The sequence below is a fragment of the Luxibacter massiliensis genome, from assembly GCF_900604355.1.
GTDB lineage: Bacteria > Bacillota > Clostridia > Lachnospirales > Lachnospiraceae > Luxibacter > Luxibacter massiliensis.
Map to the genome: position 1 here is coordinate 2,216,300 of NZ_UWOE01000001.1, position 19,603 is coordinate 2,235,902.

Annotated in this window: 17 protein-coding genes; 3 read left to right on the forward strand and 14 right to left on the reverse strand. The window is 46.6% G+C overall.

The genetic code is table 11. The features are described from left to right. Nucleotides 1–132: 132 nt before the first annotated feature. The 3 genes from EFA47_RS10270 to EFA47_RS10280 all read right to left on the reverse strand — a co-directional run bounded on the left by EFA47_RS10270 (nt 133) and on the right by EFA47_RS10280 (nt 2,121). Nucleotides 133–915: a ZIP family metal transporter gene (locus tag EFA47_RS10270; protein WP_122643185.1), complete on the reverse strand. Its 783-nt coding sequence runs from the start codon at nt 913–915 to the stop codon at nt 133–135. 172 nt (nt 916–1,087) lie between these two features. Further along, entirely contained in the window at nt 1,088–1,519 is a 432-nt protein-coding gene (locus EFA47_RS10275) for a flavodoxin (protein ID WP_122643186.1), read from the reverse strand. After that, entirely contained in the window at nt 1,504–2,121 is a 618-nt protein-coding gene (locus EFA47_RS10280) for a DUF3793 family protein (protein WP_122643187.1), read from the reverse strand. Before EFA47_RS10280 ends, EFA47_RS10275 begins: the two co-directional genes overlap by 16 nt. 216 nt (nt 2,122–2,337) lie before the next feature. Between EFA47_RS10280 and EFA47_RS10285 the strand changes: the two genes are divergently transcribed. Further along, nucleotides 2,338–2,760, forward strand: coding sequence for a hypothetical protein (locus EFA47_RS10285; protein ID WP_122643188.1), 423 nt, complete (start codon nt 2,338–2,340; stop codon nt 2,758–2,760). 223 nt (nt 2,761–2,983) lie between these two features. Here the strand turns inward: EFA47_RS10285 and EFA47_RS10295 are convergent, their stop codons facing one another. The 4 genes from EFA47_RS10295 to EFA47_RS10310 all read right to left on the reverse strand — a co-directional run bounded on the left by EFA47_RS10295 (nt 2,984) and on the right by EFA47_RS10310 (nt 9,907). Then, complete coding sequence (locus tag EFA47_RS10295) at nt 2,984–4,642, reverse strand: CvpA family protein (protein WP_122643190.1); 1,659 nt, start codon at nt 4,640–4,642, stop codon at nt 2,984–2,986. A 121-nt stretch (nt 4,643–4,763) separates the two neighbouring features. Continuing rightward, complete coding sequence (locus tag EFA47_RS10300; RefSeq protein ID WP_122643191.1) at nt 4,764–6,209, reverse strand: TrkH family potassium uptake protein; 1,446 nt, start codon at nt 6,207–6,209, stop codon at nt 4,764–4,766. Nucleotides 6,210–6,219: 10 nt separating this feature from the next. After that, nucleotides 6,220–7,578 (reverse strand): Trk system potassium transporter TrkA, encoded by a 1,359-nt coding sequence (gene trkA / locus EFA47_RS10305; RefSeq protein WP_122643192.1) that lies wholly within the window; start codon nt 7,576–7,578, stop codon nt 6,220–6,222. Between the two features lie 253 nt (nt 7,579–7,831). Next, nucleotides 7,832–9,907, reverse strand: a complete 2,076-nt coding sequence (locus EFA47_RS10310) for an elongation factor G (RefSeq protein ID WP_122643193.1) — start codon at nt 9,905–9,907, stop codon at nt 7,832–7,834. 218 nt (nt 9,908–10,125) lie between these two features. Here EFA47_RS10310 and EFA47_RS10315 point away from each other — a divergent pair, with 218 nt between their 5' ends. Both EFA47_RS10315 and aroA read left to right on the forward strand, forming a co-directional pair. Then, entirely contained in the window at nt 10,126–11,220 is a 1,095-nt protein-coding gene (locus EFA47_RS10315; RefSeq protein WP_122643194.1) for a prephenate dehydrogenase, read from the forward strand. Nucleotides 11,221–11,306: 86 nt separating this feature from the next. Continuing rightward, a complete protein-coding gene (aroA, locus tag EFA47_RS10320; protein WP_122643195.1) occupies nt 11,307–12,599 on the forward strand; it encodes a 3-phosphoshikimate 1-carboxyvinyltransferase in 1,293 nt (430 codons plus the stop codon). Nucleotides 12,600–12,984: 385 nt separating this feature from the next. On the opposite strand, the gene EFA47_RS10330 is transcribed toward aroA, so the two are convergent. The 7 genes from EFA47_RS10330 to EFA47_RS10360 all read right to left on the reverse strand — a co-directional run bounded on the left by EFA47_RS10330 (nt 12,985) and on the right by EFA47_RS10360 (nt 19,596). Further along, nucleotides 12,985–13,518 carry a dihydrofolate reductase family protein gene (locus EFA47_RS10330; RefSeq protein WP_122643197.1) on the reverse strand — a complete coding sequence of 178 codons (534 nt, stop codon included), beginning with the start codon at nt 13,516–13,518 and terminating at the stop codon, nt 12,985–12,987. Between the two features lie 79 nt (nt 13,519–13,597). Beyond that, nucleotides 13,598–14,410, reverse strand: a complete 813-nt coding sequence (folK, locus tag EFA47_RS10335) for a 2-amino-4-hydroxy-6-hydroxymethyldihydropteridine diphosphokinase (protein ID WP_122643198.1) — start codon at nt 14,408–14,410, stop codon at nt 13,598–13,600. A 5-nt stretch (nt 14,411–14,415) separates the two neighbouring features. Beyond that, on the reverse strand, nt 14,416–15,231 hold the full coding sequence (gene folP / locus EFA47_RS10340; RefSeq protein WP_122643199.1) for a dihydropteroate synthase: 816 nt from the start codon (nt 15,229–15,231) through the stop codon (nt 14,416–14,418). Between the two features lie 13 nt (nt 15,232–15,244). Beyond that, complete coding sequence (locus EFA47_RS10345) at nt 15,245–15,760, reverse strand: HD domain-containing protein (protein WP_330512187.1); 516 nt, start codon at nt 15,758–15,760, stop codon at nt 15,245–15,247. A 113-nt stretch (nt 15,761–15,873) separates the two neighbouring features. Further along, on the reverse strand, nt 15,874–16,428 hold the full coding sequence (gene folE / locus EFA47_RS10350; RefSeq protein WP_122643200.1) for a GTP cyclohydrolase I FolE: 555 nt from the start codon (nt 16,426–16,428) through the stop codon (nt 15,874–15,876). Further along, nucleotides 16,422–17,720, reverse strand: coding sequence for a bifunctional folylpolyglutamate synthase/dihydrofolate synthase (locus EFA47_RS10355; protein ID WP_122643201.1), 1,299 nt, complete (start codon nt 17,718–17,720; stop codon nt 16,422–16,424). Before EFA47_RS10355 ends, folE begins: the two co-directional genes overlap by 7 nt. Before the next feature lie 175 nt (nt 17,721–17,895). Beyond that, nucleotides 17,896–19,596, reverse strand: a complete 1,701-nt coding sequence (locus EFA47_RS10360; RefSeq protein ID WP_122643202.1) for a [FeFe] hydrogenase, group A — start codon at nt 19,594–19,596, stop codon at nt 17,896–17,898. Between the last annotated feature and the right edge of the window lie 7 nt (nt 19,597–19,603).

A 19,603-nucleotide genomic window follows, 5' to 3' on the forward strand; every position in this document is an offset into this window, starting at 1 on the left:
GAAAAGGATTCTCCCCAGTCCAAACCCCGGGGAGAATCCCTGTCTATACCCGCACTGCAGATAAAACCGTATATAATTTATCTGTCCCAGGGTACCCCTTCATCCACACTCCCAGGTATAGTTTGTATACTCCTATCCCAGGGCCACATCCAATATCATCATCAGCGTAAAACCTATAGCTACCCCCACTGTGCTTATATTCGTGTGGGGTTCTGCCTGGGCCTCTGGTATCAGCTCCTCCACCACCACATAAATCATGGCGCCTGCCGCAAAAGCAAGTAAATAGGGAAGGATAGGCACTACAAATGTGGTTAAAAGGATAGTCAGGACCGCCGCCACAGGCTCCACCACGCCAGATAGTGTCCCATATAAAAAGGATCTCCCTTTAGATACCCCCTCGCCCCTAAGAGGCATAGAAATAATTGCCCCCTCCGGAAAATTCTGGATGGCAATGCCAATGGACAATGCAAAAGCGCCTGCCAGTGATATCATGGTATTCCCTGCTGCCAATCCGGCGAAAGTTACACCCACCGCCATACCCTCCGGTATATTATGCAGTGTAACCGCCAGCACAAGCATGGTAGTCTTTTTTAGATTGGATTTTACCCCTTCCGGTTCCTGCCCATTCAGGTGCATATGTGGCGTCACTGTATCTAACAGAAGTAAAAACCCCATGCCAAGCAAAAAACCAGCCGCTGCAGGCAGCCATGCCGCATGTCCGTTCTCCTCAGCCATCTCAATGGCTGGGATTAAAAGCGACCATACAGAAGCAGCCATCATGACGCCTGATGCAAACCCCAAAAGAGCTTTCTGCAGTTTTTCATTCATTTTCCCCCGCATGAAGAACACCATGCCCGATCCAAGGGTTGTTCCTGCAAACGGGATGAATATCCCAATCAGCATATTTTGATTCATGTTCTTTCCCCCATATACTTTACAGGGGTGCCCCGTTATATGTCCGGTGCATCCCTGTATATGTATGATTTATACTTACTAAACAACCTGCTCCGGTTACAGTCTGCTGCGCCCGGGCAGTTATGTCCATGAATCTATCTTATGCTTGAATGCTCATATTTGTCAACAAAATTTATGTAAGCTCTGCCAGCTCCTTTCCTGCTGCCCTGCATTCTTTGCAGGCATCATCGTCCGGGGCCTCATTGGCAATAATTCCCTCCTCACGGGTCAATACTGCACCAGCCTCCTTCATCCGCTGCGCCCAGTCCCGCATCCACTCTCCATCGCCCCATCCATAGGATCCAAAAAGTAAAACATGTTTTCCTGCAGCAAGTGGGAGCAGCGCTTCTACGAGAGGCTCCATCTCTGTCTCCTCCAATTGTTCAGCCCCCATAGACGGGCATCCAAGGGCAAAAACATTTTCCTGTGCCAGGCTGGCTGCATCCGCCGCACTGGCTTCCAAAAGCCTTGCCTTGCCCCCGCCCTCTTCAATCCCTTTAGCAACCTCCTGCGCCATTGCCTCCGTATTTCCTGTTCCACTCCAATATACTACTGATATATCCATTCTGATACCTCCTGATTCCGAGCAATGTCCTGTATGCTCTTGCCTGTTAGAAACTCATTGACCGCCCATACCCTGGCCTGGTCAAATTCATTGAAAATCAATCTCGCCCTGGCTGGATTACTGTATACTTTCCAATAACCCAGCAATAAATATCCATGTCCTGCATTTTCAATAAACCCTCTTACATCCTCTATGGGATATCCCAGAAAAATGCCGATTTCATGAGGGAATTCCTGGTTCTTCGCGGAACGCGCAAGTATACGTACAGATAAGAGATCCAGCATTTCTTCCAGTTTCATCTGCGAATAGCCGAATGTACTGATAAAGCTTCGGATCCCAACCCTGTTCAGATACTGGGCAAGCACCTCCCTGCGGTAAAATAAAACCAGGCATTTGCCGTCTGTTTCAGACAGTTTTTTGAAAGAGATGCCGGTTCCTTTCAGAACAGATGCTAACCCGTCATACATAGCGCTGCTGACAGTGATCCCACATGATACTTTCAGGCCTTTCAGAAAATGTGCACATTGAAGCACAATCTGAAATCTTAATTTCAATCCCATATCCTCATGTTTGAAAAAGTAAGACAATACTTCTGCAGGCATAACACCCTCCTTAAATGATTATGATTCTCAATTTATTCAATCTTATCATACACGTATTTAATATTCAATCTTATCAAATGATAATTATTCTCATTTATAATTTTGTGCAATTTATATGCTTTTTTAGTTGTTACTGATAACTCTTTAGTGTATAATGAACTTAAGTATTTGAGCATTGAGCAGCCTCAAAAAATATACATAAAGGAGAGATTCGCCATGGTAAATTTAGTAACAGGCCCAAAAGGCAGCGGAAAAACACAGCAAATGATTGAACTTGCAAACGAGAAGGTGAAAACTTCCAATGGAAACGTAGTGTTAGTTAAAAAGAGTCATCGCGATACATACAGCGTAGATTTTAATATTCGTGCAATCTGTATGGCAGATTACAAAGATATTACAACTCTCGAAGAGTTTATTGGTTTTATATATGGCATGGTTGCCGGCAACCATGACATTGAAACAATTTTTATTGACGGAGTACTTAAGCAGGCTGATATTACCCTGGACAGTCTCCCTGATTTCCTCGAAAAGCTGAATAAGATTTCCAAAGAAAATAATATTGAATTCTACATCAGCGTCAGTGCTGAAAAGAAAGATATACCGAATATAGATTCTCCGGACTATACCGTTCTTAATTAGGTTTCGGCCAGCCAGTACAGCGTGCCAGGCTCCGGCTTGGCAGCGTCATGGATTGGATATCCCGGCGGGACGGGTGTGGATTTATCTGTTTGCCCCGCTGTTTTGCTAAAGATAAGAGGGTGCATGGGACGGCATTAGCTGCCCCATGCACCCTCTTATTTTTAGCAGTTTTTAATTTTTCATTCCTTCTTTTCAGATACACTCTGGATAAAATCCACATCTCTTATTCTTCTGCCTGCTCCTCTGTCCCTTCTACGGCAGCAGCAGGTTTATCTGAACCCTTTCCGTTTAAAGACAGGACAGTATTTGTCTCATCCCCTCTTTTGAATTCAACTGTCACCTCTTCTCCCACTTCACATTTAATAATGTCTATAAACTCTACGACAGATACATCAAATATATCATCAGAGCCTTCCAGCATAATATAATAATGGGAGTTGCCGTCAATAACTCCTTGTGCAATTTTAGTTATCTTAGCCGTAATTGTCTCTACCTCGCGGGTATCCTTTTCCACCTCCTTGATGCCGTTTTCATACATCAGGTTGGTGTAAGCCTCCTCACACGCACTCACCGTGTCCCCGATGGCCACAATCTGATATTTCTGGACGTTCACCATTGCGTACTTCTTCACCAGGCCGGCATCATCTTTCAGAGCTATGAAGTACGTAGGCTCGCCTGATATATTCAGGAGAAGAGGGAACGTAGCTTTATATTTCAGATTCTGTACCTGCCCCTCGGCGGAGGACATAGCCGACTCTTCAGTAGCTCCCTCTACTCCATAAAATTTTGTCTCCATGGTCCTCTGATTCATAAGGACAAAGCCTACATTAGACTGATCCCCGCTGACTGAAGTCACGCCAGTATATACCCATACATCGTCATCAATAGCAAGGTAATTGTATCCGCTTGTTGTGCGCAGGCAGTCTTTTTGCCCCAGGACACTATTAAAATACCCATGCTTTAAAGTTCCATAATAATCATATAGCTGAACCAGAAGATCCGCCGAATATGCCCGGTCAATCCATTCTGGGGCGTCTTCTATCTTATAATCCACAGTCTCGCCTGTAACCGCATTACATAACACGACACGGCCCACAGTTGTACCGCCAAACAGGCCAATATTAAATTTTTTGACAGGGCATATCCAATAAGGCACGCCATTGTCATCAATCTCAAAACTTAAATCGTTAAAAATATACGTAGGGTATTTAAACCGCAGATGCCGGTAAATATTCCTGTTAAAATGGTCGCTTGTAGTATATTTCATGCCTTCATCCAGCTTCACAAGCTCCGTATTCTGATTCGCCATATCTATCTTGATATAGGCAGGGATGCCTTCCTTCTGGTTAGTCAGCCACTTTATTAAACTGGCATACTTCAGAGGGGAAACCCGCACAGGCTGATCCTGGTAGTTAATTTGGCTGTACAGCTCATCCACCTCAAACTGGGAAACCATATCCACCATACTGCCCATCTTCCTGTTTCCTAGGATAGCTGCTGAATCCCTGTCAAGGAGAGGAATCTGGTCAAAAGACAGCTCCTCAATGTCTTTCGCAAATTCTCCATCCTTTACGTCCAAAAGCTGCTGGTATTTTTTCGCATTTACGATGGGGGATGAAAGAAGCGTCCCTACAAGGTACACCGCAACCACCAAAAACAAAACGCCCAATATAGCTTTCAGTCCTTTAGATTCCTTCAGCTCATAGCGGTTTAAACGCTTCCGCCGTACATATACCGCGGCTACAAGTACAATTACGATAATCAGAAACACCCAGAAATCAGAAGAGTGTATATTGATTGCAGGCAGTGCCGCATAATAGTAGACTGCTGCCGCAAGGATAACCCCCAGAATAGCCAGCAGCCTGATTTTTCCTTTTTTCATTCTCTTTCCATCACCTTTCTTGTTCTGTTGACAGCTGCTTAAACCCTACCTTGCCCCTGCCATTTACACTCCCCTGCCAAACTTTTATATAGATCATAAAAGCCGCCCCTATATATCCCGCCTAAAATTTTCTGCGCCATAAATCTGGTGACAGAAGAAGCAGGTACGGGAAAATCTCCAGCCTACCCACAAGCATATCCAGGCAAAAAACAATCTTCGCCAACGCCGAAAACTCATAAAAATTTTCTACCGGCCCTGCCAGTGAAATACCCGGCCCTACATTATTCAATGTTGTCAGCACGGCGCTGAAGGAAGTTGCAAAGTCAAAGTTATCGATAGAGACTAGCAAAACAGAACCCATTAAAATCAGAATGTAGCAAATAAAGTAAATATATACATTATGCACTGTATCTCTGTTTATTTTTTTCCCGTTTATTTTTACTACAGTCACAGATTTGGGGTGGAGCATATGTTTAATCTCCTGCCTTACACTCTTTAACAATATCAAAAGACGGGAGACTTTGATGCCGCCCCCGGTAGACCCGGCACATGCGCCCACCACCATCAGAGACAGCAGGACTGTCTTTGACAGCTCAGGCCATAAATTATAGTCTGCTGTATAAAATCCTGTGGTCGTGATAACAGACCCTACCTGGAAGGAGGCATAGCGGAATGCATGGACAATATTCTCATACATCCCCAGCACATTTATACTTATGACTGCGACAGAAACCAGGATAATCCCCAGATAGACATGCATCTCCTCATTCTTAAGGGCAGCCTTCCAATTCTTCATTCGGATTAAAAAATAAAGATTAAAATTTATGCCAAACAAAATCATAAAAACGGTAATTACCCCATCTATGTATGCACTGTCATAGAAGCTGACGCTGGCATTCCTGTTTGAAAACCCGCCGGTTCCCGCCGTACTAAATGAGTGGATCAGTGCATCATAAAAATCCATCCCGCCAAAAAGCAGAAATACAACCTCCACTGCCGTCAGCACAAAGTACATAGAATAGAGTATCCTGGCAGTCCGCCTTGCTTTTGGGACAAGTTTGTCAGCCTCAGGCCCGGGAACCTCAGCACGCATCAGATGCATAGAATTATCATCATCCAGCGATGTCAGCATCATGACAAAGACGAGAACCCCCATCCCTCCTATCCAGTGCGTCAGGCACCTCCAGAACTGCATTCCCCGGGGCAGGGCCTCAATATCTACAAGTATGGTGGATCCAGTTGTCGTAAACCCTGAGACAGTCTCAAAAAAGGCATCCAGGTAATCTGGTATGGTCCCTGAAATAAAAAAGGGCATTGCCCCAAAAAGGGACCACAAAATCCAGGCCGAACCGACGATTACCAGGCCTTCCTTCCCGTAAATCCTTTTGTTTTCCGGCGCCTTCCTCCCGAACAAAAGGAATATAAGACAAAGGACGGCGCTGACTATCAAAAAAGTAACCCCGCTTTTTTCTTTATATATAAATGCAACCAGCGCTGGAATCAAAAGAAGCGCACTCTCTACTCCCAGCATTTTCCCGATAATAAAAACTGTCATTCTATAATTCATTTGTACATACCTACAATAGTATATCCTGAATATCCTGGATTTGTTTCTCCATAGTAATGATAATGACATTATCACCTACCCGGATACAGTCATTACCGTTAGGTATAATAATTTTGCGCTTTCTTGCAATACATGCAATCAAATTATTGGCCTTAAGGGATAAGTCCTTCAATGGAATATTTGTGTAACTAGTCTCGGATTTTACGATAAACTCCAACGCCTCGACCCTGCCATCTATGAGCTGGTACATGGTCTCTACATTGGCGCTTCCCTGGGAGTTTTTGCGGGCCCTCACATAGCTTAAAATAGCATCTGCTGTAGCGGTCTTTGCCGAAACTATGCTGTCAATGCCAAAATCTTCAATCATCCTGGCCCTCCGGTCCTCGTTCACTTTCACAATTACTTTAGAAACCCCCTGGCTTTTGGCAAAGAGAGCCATAATAATATTCTCTTCATCCATCCCTGTCAGGGCAATCAAGGCGTCCGCTTCTTCCGCCCCCTCCTCTATAAGCAGATCATGGTCTGAGGCATCCCCATTAATAATTGTAGCCTTTGGAAGAAGTTCGCAAAGATTCTCACATTTACTCTCCAGCTTTTCTATAATTTTAACCTGCATCCCTATATTGCACAACTGCATGGCAAGATAAAAACTCACCCTGCCGCCTCCGCAGATCATGACTCTTTTGATTTTCTGTTTTTTCTTGCCGATGAGCTTAAAAAACAACTCCACCTCCCTGTGGGAAGCTGCAACATGGAGGCGGTCTCCTATTTGCATAATAAATTCTCCATCAGGGATAATCACATCCTCCCCCCGCTCTACCGCACATACAAGGAGCTTAATCTGGAATCTATTATACATATCGGCCAGGGACATACCGCTGAGCCTGCTCTGCTCCGTCAGGGGAAATTCAATCAGCTCCACTCTCCCTTTGACAAATGTTTCTATCTTACTCGCATCGGGGAACAACAAAAGCCGGGTAATCTCGCCTGCCACAGCCAGCTCTGGATTTACCGCCATGCTTAAGTGAAGGTCCTCCTTCAAAATATCGATCTGCTGGTAATAAATCGGGTTCCTTACCCTGGCAATGGTATGCTTGGCCCCCAGCCTTCTTGCAATCAGGCAGCTTAGCATATTGCATTCGTCCGTAGAAGTACATGCAATCACTAAGTCTGCGTGGGGAACATCCGCTTCCTTCTGGACTTCCACACTCCCTCCGTCACCAGTCACACAAAAAATATCCAGCCTGTCAATGGCCTCCCGCAGCTTACTCTCATTGCTGTCGATCATTACAATGTCGTAATTTTCTGCCGAAAGCTGCTTAGCCAGCTTATAGCCAACCTTCCCATCTCCAATAATAACTATTTTCATCTGCCTGCCCTCAACCTAATATTCTGTCCATTTAACAGATACTCTCCAATAATCCCAGCTATAGCCAGGCTGCTAAACGGCCTGCCGGGATACATCCTGCATCAGCATCCTGCCTCCCGGCAGCAGAGCAATTATAGCACTTTCAACACTAATATACAATCGTTTTCCTTATTTCTTTAGCTAAAGGGCTCCTTGGCCCATAATGAAACAGGGCCGGGAATCTGTCTCCCGGCCCAAAAACCACACTCACACTTTATTCTTCTGCAGCCCTGGCGGCAATCTCCTTCTCCTGTACATCAGCCGGGGCCTGCTCATATCTTGCAAATTCATAGGCATATGTGCCTCTGCCTCCTGTCATGGACCGAAGTACAGTACAGTAGCCAAACAACCCCGTCATGGGAATGTCAGCCTCTATCACCTGCTTGCCTCCTTGTATCGGGTTCATGCCAAGCACACGTCCCCTCCTCTTATTCAAATCTCCCATGACATCCCCAGTATATTCATCGGGAACTGTCACTTTCAAGGAAGCAATTGGCTCTAAAAGCACAGGCCCGGCTTCCATGAAGCCTTTCTTAAATGCCTGGACAGTAGCTGTCTTAAATGCCATCTCCGAAGAATCAACCGGGTGATAGGATCCATCATAAAGAATGGCTTTCACGCCTACAACCGGATATCCTGCGAGAGGGCCCTTGACCACAGAATCCTGCAATCCTTTCTCCACAGCCGGGAAATAATTCTTGGGGACAGCTCCTCCCACTACAACCTCCTCAAATACAAAAGGTGTCTCCAGATCCCCGGATGGTTCAAATTTCATTTTTACATGGCCATACTGCCCGTGGCCGCCTGACTGCTTCTTATACTTTGTATCCACATCTGATTTCTTCCGTATTGTCTCTCTGAAAGCAACTTTAGGCATCTCAAGGGCCACTTCTACCTTATACCTGGCTGCCAGTTTGCTCACTGTAATTTCCAGATGCTGGTCCCCCATGCCGTACAGCAGTGACTGGCGGTTCTCGCTGTCGTTTACAGCCTTTAAGGTCACATCCTCAGCCATCATCTTGGCAAGGGCCTGGGATACTTTGTCCTCATCCCCTTTATTCTTCACCTGATACTTCATATATGTATATGGTACAGAATAATCTGTCCTGGCAAAAGATACCTGGGTTCCCTTGGTGGACAGTGTATCCCCCGTCCGCGTCCCCGACAGCTTCGCTATGGCCCCAATATCACCGGCAAACAATTCGGAAACCTCTGTCGGCTTATTGCCGCACATGGTATATATCTTGCCCGGCTTCTCCTCAGAGTCTGTGTCTGCATTATAGAGAATATCCTCCCCTTTAAGAACCCCTGAGCACACCTTGACAAAGGAGTATTTCCCGATAAAGGGATCTACCATTGTCTTAAATACATAGGCTGTCTTTGCTTTGGAGAAATCATAATTGGCCTCAAAAATATCGTTTGTTGTACGGTTAATGCCTGCGCAGCCCCTCCTGTCAGGACTGGGGAAAAACCTTACAATATCAGACAGCAGGTTCGCCACGCCCTGGGCCTGGATATTAGATCCCATGGCCACAGGGACAATATCACCGTCCATAACCTCGGTACGCATAGCTGCACGGATCTCCTCCACGGAGAATTCTTCCCCTGCAAAATATCTCTCCATAAACTCGTCGCTTGTCTCAGCAACAGCCTCCATAAGTGAGTCTCTCAAGATTTCCAGGTTCGGCTTACAGTAATCTGGGATCTCGCACTCTTCCCTCTTCCCTATATCTGTGTACCGCCTCCCCGCGTTCTTAATTACATTAATATATCCTACCAGCTTTTCGTTCTCACGTATGGGCTGGAAATGGGGGGCAATCTTCTTGCCGTATTTTTCTGTCAGATCCTCCACAACCTGACGGAAACTGGCGTCATCAACGTCCATCTCTGTCACATACACCATACGGGGCAGATTGTATTTATCACACAATTCCCACGCCTTCTCAGTCCCCACCTGTACGCCTGCTTTTCCTGAGACAACAATCACTGCAGCATCTGCCGCGCTCACTGCCTCTTCCACTTCGCCTACGAAGTCAAAATAGCCTGGCGTATCCAGAATATTAATCTTGGCCTTCTCCCACTCAATAGGAATCAGGGAGGTGCTGATAGAGAATCCGCGCTTCTGCTCTTCTTTATCAAAATCGCTGACCGTATTGGAATCTGAAACCTTACCCATCCGGTTTGCTGCCCCTGATACATACAGCATCGCCTCTGCAAGGCTCGTCTTGCCACTTCCGCCGTGGCCAAGCAATACTACGTTTCTAATCTCGTCTGTTCTGTAAACCTTCATGTGCTGCCTCCTTGTATGTCGTTGTTATATGCATGGTAAAAGCCATCTCTCCCCAGGCACATACTATGTGTATATTGTACTAAAAAACGAGAGACATTACAACTCTTTTATTAATTATTAACAAATACGTTGTGACCCGAATTTACTTTTATCCCGGTCAGTGGTAAACTATTTTTATATTTTACATACGCATTTTATTTGGGAGGACTTGATTGACTATGGCTAAAAAAATTGGCTTCATCGGCCTGGGACTGATTGGCGGCTCCATCGCCAAGGCCATCCGGCAGTATTACCCGGACTATGAACTACTTGCATTCGACAAAAACAGAGAAACACTGGCGCTGGCCGTCCAGGAGGGCACGATACATACGGCCTGTTCTTCTATTGACGACCATTTTGGAGACTTAAATTTTATTTTTCTCAGCGCCCCTGTCTCCTATAACACGGCATATCTCTCCCAGATAAAGGAGTATATCCGCCCTGACTGTATATTGACAGATGTGGGAAGTGTAAAGACATCTATCCACGAGGAGGTTTCACGCCTGGGCCTGGAAGCCAATTTTATCGGCGGGCATCCCATGGCTGGTTCTGAAAAAAGTGGTTTTGTAAATTCAAAAGCAATTCTAATTGAAAATGCTTACTACATTTTGACTCCTGCCTCTAAAGTCTCCCCTGAAAAAATACAGGAATATAAGGAATTTGTTGAATCCTTAAAGGCTATCCCCGTCATACTTGACTACCAGCAGCATGATTATATCACCGGAACTATCAGCCACCTGCCGCACATTATCGCATCAAGCCTGGTAAATTTTGTACATGACACAGATACCAAGGACGAGCTTATGAAAAACCTGGCTGCCGGAGGTTTTAAGGATATTACCAGAATCGCCTCCTCCTCCCCCGTCATGTGGCAGCAGATATGCCTGAAAAACAAGAAAAATATATCTCAAATACTAGGAGCCTATATCCAAGTGTTAAATCAGGCAAAACAAGCTGTCGACAATGGGGAAGAGCAAAAGCTGTACTCCATGTTCGAGGCTTCCAGGGATTACCGCAATTCCATACCCGGAAGTTCCGCAGGCCCCATCAAAAAGAGCTTTGCCGTTTACTGCGATATTATCGACGAGGCCGGGGGAATTGCAACAATTGCGACAATACTTGCCAGCAACCTGATCAGCATAAAAAATATTGGGATTGTACACAACCGGGAATTTGAAGAGGGGGTGCTTCGCATTGAATTCTATGACGAAGATTCCTCTCTGAAAGCCGCAGAACTATTAAGGAAATATAGATATACAGTATATGAAATATAATTCGCTGATGGGTTTCCCCACAACGATTAGGATGCCAAATGTGCTTTTGACATCCAATCCCACAACTAAAGAAAGGATTTATATATATGGAATTAACCAATATTACTGGATTGAGGGGTGAAATTTCAGTCCCCGGAGACAAATCCATATCACATCGCTGTGTCATGTTTGGTTCCATCGCCAAAGGAACCACCGAGATCCAGCATTTTCTGCACGGGGCGGACTGTCTGGCTACAATTGGGTGTTTTCGCAGGATGGGCATTGAAATTTCCTGCAGTGCCGGTACAGTCACAGTATATGGAAAAGGACTGCATGGACTGACAGCGCCAGAGGAGATTTTAGATGTGGGAAACAGCGGTACCACGACCCGGCTGATGGCCGGGATTTTGGCAGGCCAATCCTTTGACTCCAAATTGTCTGGGGATGAATCCCTCAATTCCCGCCCTATGAGCAGGATTATGGAACCCCTTAGCAAAATGGGCGCAAATATATCCAGCATCCTGCGCAACAATTGTGCGCCTCTCTATATTACAAAAGGAACTCTCAGCGGTATTCACTATGAGTCCCCCGTAGCCTCAGCCCAGGTAAAGTCCTGTATTCTTCTTGCAGGACTTTATGCGGAGGGCAGAACTTCTGTCACAGAACCGTCGCTCTCCAGAAATCATACTGAACTAATGCTCAGAGAATTCGGCGCTGATATTTGTTCCACCCATGAGCTGGACACGACCAGGGCCACTGCTTCTATCCAGCCATGCAAGGAGCTGTACGGCCAGAAAATAACAGTGCCGGGGGACATCTCCTCAGCAGCCTATTTTATTGCTGCCGGCCTTCTGGTCCCCGATTCTGAAATCTTAGTTAAAAATACTGGCATCAACCCTACCCGGGCAGGGATTTTAAAGGTCTGTGAGGATATGGGCGGGGACATAACCCTCCTCAATGAACGTACCCAGGGCGGCGAGAAAATCGCAGATATCCTGGTGCGCACGAGCAGCCTCCACGGCATCACCATTGACGGGGATATTATTCCCACACTGATTGATGAAATACCGATCATCGCCATTATGGCGGCAGCAGCGGAAGGAACTACTATTATCAGGGACGCCAAAGAACTAAAGGTCAAGGAAACAGACAGGATAGAAACCGTCACTGACAATTTAAAAGCCATGGGCTGCTGTGCCACACCTACTCCCGACGGGATGATTATCGAGGGGGGAAGGCCCCTCCACGGCGCTTACATACACACTCTGCTTGACCATAGGATTGCCATGGCTTTTAGCATTGCCGCACTGATTGCTGACGGCAACACAAAAATCCTGGACAGCCATTGTGTAGATGTATCCTATCCAGGGTTTTATGAGGCTTTCGAGAGTTTACTTTAACTTTGCTATTGCCAGTATACCTTGTTGGACGAAGTCCACCTGTCCCTTCGGGACATGTATTAAGGGGTGCCCTTGGGGTATACCTTGTTGGACGGAGTCCACCTGTCCCTTCGGGACATGTATTAAGGGGTGCCCTTGGGGTATACCTTGTTGGACGAAGTCCACCTGTCCCTTCGGGACATGTGTTAGGGGGTGCCCTTGGGGTATACCTTGTTGGACGGAGTCCACCCGTCCCTTCGGGACATGTGTTAGGGGGTGCCCTTGGGGTATACCTTGTTGGACGGAGTCCACCTGTCCCTTCGGGACATAAGTCTTCTGGCAATCTCGTATTTTATTATTTTTTAAAATTTAGTTGTATGTCCATGTAGGTAGGTAAGGGCTGTGGTTATCTCCGGTGTTCATAGACTAAGTCCGTCATGCCATTATAGCTATATGTTGAGATCAATGTTAATGGGATCTCCCTCCCATGAGAGGTGAAAAGCGGGATGCCTTCTCCTAAAATAGTTGGAATGACTGTAATACAATATCTGTCAATACAGCCGCCTTCTATAAGCTGGTTAATAATATCGGATCCTCCGCAAACCCAAATATCTCCCCCAGGCTCTTCCTTCAGCTGTTTGACCAGTTCTGCCGGATCTTTATCTGTGAATTGTACCTCCCCCGCCTCTTTCTGCCTGTCATGCGTAAACACAAAACATTCTTTGCCTGGGTAGACCCATTCCTTTGGAGAAAGCTCGGTCACAATCTGATGATATGTCTTAAATCCCATGACAATTGTATGGACAGAATTAAAAAAGCTGCCATAGCTGCCAGGATTATCTTTGTCGCTTCCATCCCCTGAAAGCCAGCCTACTTTCCCATTTTTATCAGCAATATAGCCATCTAAACTCATACCCGCATACAGAATAACTTTTCTCATCTCTTCTCCTTGTTTCCTCTTGTTATAAATACGGCCTCCAGGCAGTATGCATAATAGAAGCCACACCTGGCAGTGTCCTTTACTGCAGTTCCTCCAAAAGTTCTCTTACGGTTTTTCCAGACACCGGATGGCGTTTATATGGGGCAATCTCATGGAGGGGTTTAAGCACGAAATCCCTCTTGTGCATTTCTACATGGGGGATGCATAATTGATCCTTTTCTATTACTGCATTGTCATAAAAAATAATATCTAAATCCAGAGTCCTTGGGCCCCAGTGGATCACCCTCTCCCGCCCCGCCTCCAGCTCAATTCTGTGCAATTCTTCTAAAAGCTCCTCCGGCTCCAGCAATGTCCTGAGCTCCAAACAGCCATTTAAAAAATCCTCCTGATCCGTCATCCCATAGGGCGGAGTCACAAGCCAGGAGGATTTCTTCTCCACATGGCAGTTTTTAATTTTCTCCAGGGCTGAAACTGCACCATCCAGATACCCCCGCTTATCCCCTATATTGGATCCAAGGGCAATATAGGCTGTATGCCACTGCCTTTCTATCCTGACTGAAACATACTCCAACGGAATGCCAACAGGGGCCCAAGGTTTTTTCACCTCCAGGTCGATTTTGCTAAGCCTTGGAGTATGCTGCAGAAGCGCCTCTGCCAGTCCCTCTGCCACAGTCTCAATTAGCTTGAAAGTATTCTCTTTCATAAAATTATCAATAAACTGGCTCACCTCTCCATAATGTATGGAGGCCGCCAAATCATCTGCCCTGCCTGCTTTGCGTGTCTCTGTGTAAAGTACGGCTGAAACCAAAAACTTTTGTCCCAGCCTGTTTTCTTCTGGAAGTACACCGTGGTTTGCAAATACTTCCAAATTTTCTATTTTTATTCTGTCCACTTTTCCTACACCTCATGCTCCCTTAAAATAGCCTCTGTCATTTTTATAGCTCTTAAGTTTGCCTTGACATCATGCACACGGACAAAAGAACACCCTCCCAGAATTCCAAATACGGTTGTCACAAGTGTGCCTTCCTCCCTTTCATGGGCGGGCAGATCCAGTGTCAGCCCTATGACAGATTTTCTGGATGTGCCGAGAAGAATTGGGTAGTCCAGGCTCTTCAGACGGTTTAGTTCCTTAATAATTTCCAGGTTCATTTCCACAGTCTTGCCAAAACCCACGCCTGGGTCCAGCATAATCCTATCCCGATGAATCCCCGCCTTTTCGGCAATTTGGACACTCTCCTGCAGATCCATTAGCACATCTGGCACAAAATGAGTATAGTCCGCCCTTTCCCTGTTGTGCATCAGGCAGCACGCCGCACCGTGGTCCGCAATTACTCCCGCCATATTCTTATCATATTTGAGCCCCCAAATATCATTCACCAAATCCGCACCAGCCTGGAGGGCCTCTCTGGCCACGCCGCTTTTATATGTATCTATGGATACAGGCATGTCAAAATTCTCTTTCAGTTTCCTTATAACCGGGACGACTCTTTCTATTTCTTCCTCATCTGTGATCTGCCTATGTCCCGGGCGGGTGGACTCTCCGCCAACGTCAATAATATCCGCCCCTTCCTCACACATCTTTTGGGCATGCTGTAAAGCCTTATCGAGACAATTATACTGTCCCCCATCTGAAAAAGAATCCGGTGTCACATTCAGGATTCCCATGATATATATATGATGTTCTGTGTCAAACTCTTTACCGCCTATTTTCATCTGCATCACCCTTTCACAATTTAATTTCCATGTTCTTCTTATCCCTGCTCCAATTGCACGCAGATTCCCCTTCACATATATAGCATGCTCTGGATAATTTATCACTTTCATAAAGGATTGAACCCAAAAGAGAAACCCCGTCGCCGGGCCTTCTATGCTCACCTACCGCCTGCAGGATCCTGCAGGTTTCATCCTCAGAAAACACGGCTAAATCCTTTAAAATCTGCTTGGCAATTTCTTTTCCCCCAATCTCATGAGGTATTCCATCTCTGTACTGCCCGAATTTCCCAATATCGTGCAAAAGTGCCGCCGTATAAATAACCTCTTTTTCAATGCCCAGCTTTCTCTCTAGGTTCAAAATATATGCAATTCTGGCCACATCCAGAAGATGCGGCATCTGATGCCGGCAAAATTCCCTTTTTTGCTCCGCCTCCTCTAAAAGGCCGTAATTTTCTCTGTAAAGAGGATGGTTCCTGACTGCCTCCAGTCTGGGCATACCCTCCACCTGCCTGTACATCCTTACGTCCATCAGATCCCCCCACTCCTCAAATTTTATTTTCTGCCGTGACGCCCTCATATAGATAGTGCCCGGCCAGTCACAGCTGGCCAGCCCCAGGCACCTTTTTATGCGAATGGGCGTCTCTACCGCAGCATCTGGAAAAAGAGATTTACCAGCTCCTGCTCCTCCTCAAACACCCCCCGTTTTACTAAGGTCACTGTCCTGCTGCCCGGCTTCTTAATGCCCCGCATTGTCATGCACATATGTTCTGCCTCTAACATGACAAGCACGCCTTTTGGCCCCAGGTTCTCCATAAGGGCGTCTGCAATCTGCCCGGTCAGTTGTTCCTGGATCTGCAGCCTTTTGGCAAACACCTCCACTGTCCGGGCCAGTTTACTTAACCCCACAACCCTCCCGTCCGGTATATAAGCTATATGTGCCTTCCCGTAAAAGGGCAGCAGATGATGCTCACAGGTGGAATAAAAAGTAATGCCCTTTTCCACCACCATCTCATTATTATCCGCATGAAATGTTTTTTTCAGATGCTGGGCTGCATCTTCCCACATGCCGCCGTATATTTCCTCATACATCCTGGCAATACGGCTGGGCGTCTGGCTGAGTCCCTCTCTCTTGGGATCCTCCCCAATCCCCTCCAGCAGAAGTTCTACTGCCTGTTTTATTTTCTCCTGATCTACCATTGTTTTCCCCCCATACGTTTAACCAGATTTCTTACCTGGCCCAGATAAGACAGAGAGCCGAAAGCTAATACGGTGCCTTCTGCCCCTGCCTCCCTCCATGCCGATTTTACCGCCCCGGGGATATCCGCTGCCGCCTCTGTCCGGGGACAGTACATATCCGCCGCTTTCTTCAGCTCCTCCCCAGGCAGGCTGCGCTGTCTATCCGGCAGGTCTACGGTAAAAATCTTCTCTGCCATAGGCCCCATGGTCTGTAAAATCTTATGATATTCTTTATCCCGGAATACCCCCATGATCAAAATCAATTTCCTTCCTGGCAGGCAGGCCTCCACTGTCTCCTTAAGCCTTTCTGCAGCCCCTTCGTTGTGGGCTCCGTCCACAAAAAACAATGGATTTTGGCTGACACATTCGAACCGGCCAGGCCATCTTGTCTCTGCAAACCCTTCCCGGACTGCTTCCCCAGAGACAGTATATCCCAGGCCCCTCAATGACTCCAATACCTCCAGGGCCAGACACGCATTTTCCACCTGATGTATGCCGGCCAGGTTCAGCCTGAGATTCCTGTAATCTCCATAGCTTATATTCTGCCCACTCCAGCTAACGTCAGTGACCTCTGCCCTGTCGGGAAACGCAGTAATCAACTGGCTTTTTACTTGGGCGGCCTTTTCTTTTAATACCTCCATGACCTCCGGCTCCTGCCTGGCTGTCACAGTGATGCAGCCATATTTAATAATACCGGCCTTATTTCTTGCTATTTCTTCCAGCGTACCGCCCAGGAACCCCATATGGTCACGGCTGATAGAAGTAAAGACTGCAGCCTGTGTGTTCTTTACAATGTTGGTAGCATCCAACGTTCCTCCAAGGCCTGTCTCCAGTACCACAATGTGGCATTTCTTTTTTTTGAAATACAAAAAAGCTATTGCCGTTTCCGCCTCAAACACAGTGGGACTTGTCTCCCCCTTAGCTTCCATGCGGGCAATAGCTTTTTGAACCAACCCTGCTGATTCCGCGAACTCCTCTTCAGATATCCACTCTCCGTCTATCTGAATCCGCTCCAAATAGGAAACCACTGTCGGTGAAACATATCTGCCGGTCCTGTACCCTGCCTTGCTTAAAATAGTCGAAATATACGCAAGCACAGAGCCTTTTCCATTCGTTCCTGCAATATGTATGAACTTTAAGTCATCCTGGGGATCCCCAAGTTCACGCAACAGACCTCGAATCGTATCCAAGCCAAGTACACTTCCGTATTTCGACACTTCGTCCAAATATACCCTTGCTTCTTTATAGGTCACGTTTCTCGTTTCCTTTCTCTTATTTATAAATGGCGATATGCCACTGTTGTCAATAATAGCACTAAAATCCCTTTCCTACAAGTGAAAATAGGAGTGAAACAAAAAACGCCAGCCAGCCTGGCATACTTATATCCCTGCTGGTTGGCGCTTCTGCCCTTCTACTTAAATCCTCGATCTACTGAGCCAGGCTTTCATCCCTTGTATGCAGCAGCTCATGTTCTTTCCCTTTCAGGATACCGTCATAAACTGTTGTAATAATCGGATTCTCATTCGGAAGCTTAATCTGTGCAAGGCTGTCAATCTTATAAATGCCTTCCAGCCTGGCCTTTTTCGTCCTGGGGCCAATGGGCACTGGCTGCCCGCCGCCGGCAATGCAGCCCCTCTTGCATGCCATGACTTCCACAAAATCATAGTATGCTTCCCCAGATTCTATCTTCTCAAGCACCTCTGCCGCGCACTGCAGGCCATTTACTACCGCTATTTTAACTTCACGGTCGCCCAGTTTGACAGACGCCTCTTTAATGCCGTCCACACCGCGCACTCCTGTAAAACTGATGGCCTCTAAATCTTCGGCGCGGTTGCTGTTCACAAGGCGCCGCAGAACTGCCTCTGTTACTCCGCCTGTTACTCCGAAAATGGCCCCTGCCCCAGACGCAATGCCAAAAGGCATATCCAAAGCTTCTGGTTTCACCTGGGCCAGGTCAATTCCCGCCTCCTGGATCATTCGTGTAATCTCTGTGGTAGTCAGCACGTAATCAACGTTCTGTTCCCCCTTATTAAACTGATCGGGCCTTCTAATCTCTGCCTTTTTCGCCGTACAGGGCATGATCGAAATCACCACTGTCTTTCTTGGCTCTGACTGCCCTTTCATACGTGCTTCTTCCTTGATAAGCGCCCCGAACATTGCCTGAGGGGAACGGCAGGTTGAAAGATGCTTCTGATACTGGGGATATTTATTCTCACAGAATTTGACCCATGCCGGACAGCAGGAAGTAAACAGAGGAAGATGTTCCCCTGCCTGAAGCCGGTGCAAAAACTCCTCCGCCTCTTCCATCACAGTAAGGTCTGCGCCGAAATTGGTGTCATACACCTCGTCAAACCCGATGCGGCGCAAAGCTGCGACAAGGCGGCCCAATGTATTCTCCCCCTTTTTAATACCAAACTTATCTCCCACTGCCACACGCACTGCAGGGGCGATCTGGGCCACAACCCTGATATTTTTGTCCGCAAGGACCTTCCATACATGCTCAACATCCTGCTTGATTGTGATGGCGCCGGTAGGACATACTGCGCGGCACTGCCCGCACCCTACACAGTCTGTATGTGCCAGATCTTTATTAAATGCTGTAGTCACCTGCATTTTAGACCCCCGGAAAGCAAAATCCAATACCCCCAGTCCCTGTATCTCATCACAGGTACGCACACAATCACCGCAGAGAATACACTTATTTGGATCCCGGATTACACAATCTGATGTGGCATCCTGGGGAAGCTGCTTTTTGTTATTCTCAAAACGGACATTGGTAATGCCAAGCTGCCTTGACAGCTTCTGCAGAGTACAGACTCCGTTTTTCCCACAGGTCGTACAATCCCTGCAATGGGAGGCTAGAAGCAGTTCAATAATCATTCTCCTGTGGTGCTGCAGCCTGGGTGTATTGGTGTAGATCACCATGCCGTCCCTTGGGATCTCTGAGCAGGATGCAAAGATTCTTCCTCTGTCATCCTCAACTACGCACATACGGCAGGCCCCATATGTAGAAAGCTCAGAATGATAACAGAATGTAGGAAGGTCAATTCCAGATTTACGTATGATAGAAAGAACATTTTTCTCATTTGTAAAAGCCACTCTTCTATTGTTAATTGTTATAAAACCCATGCTCTTT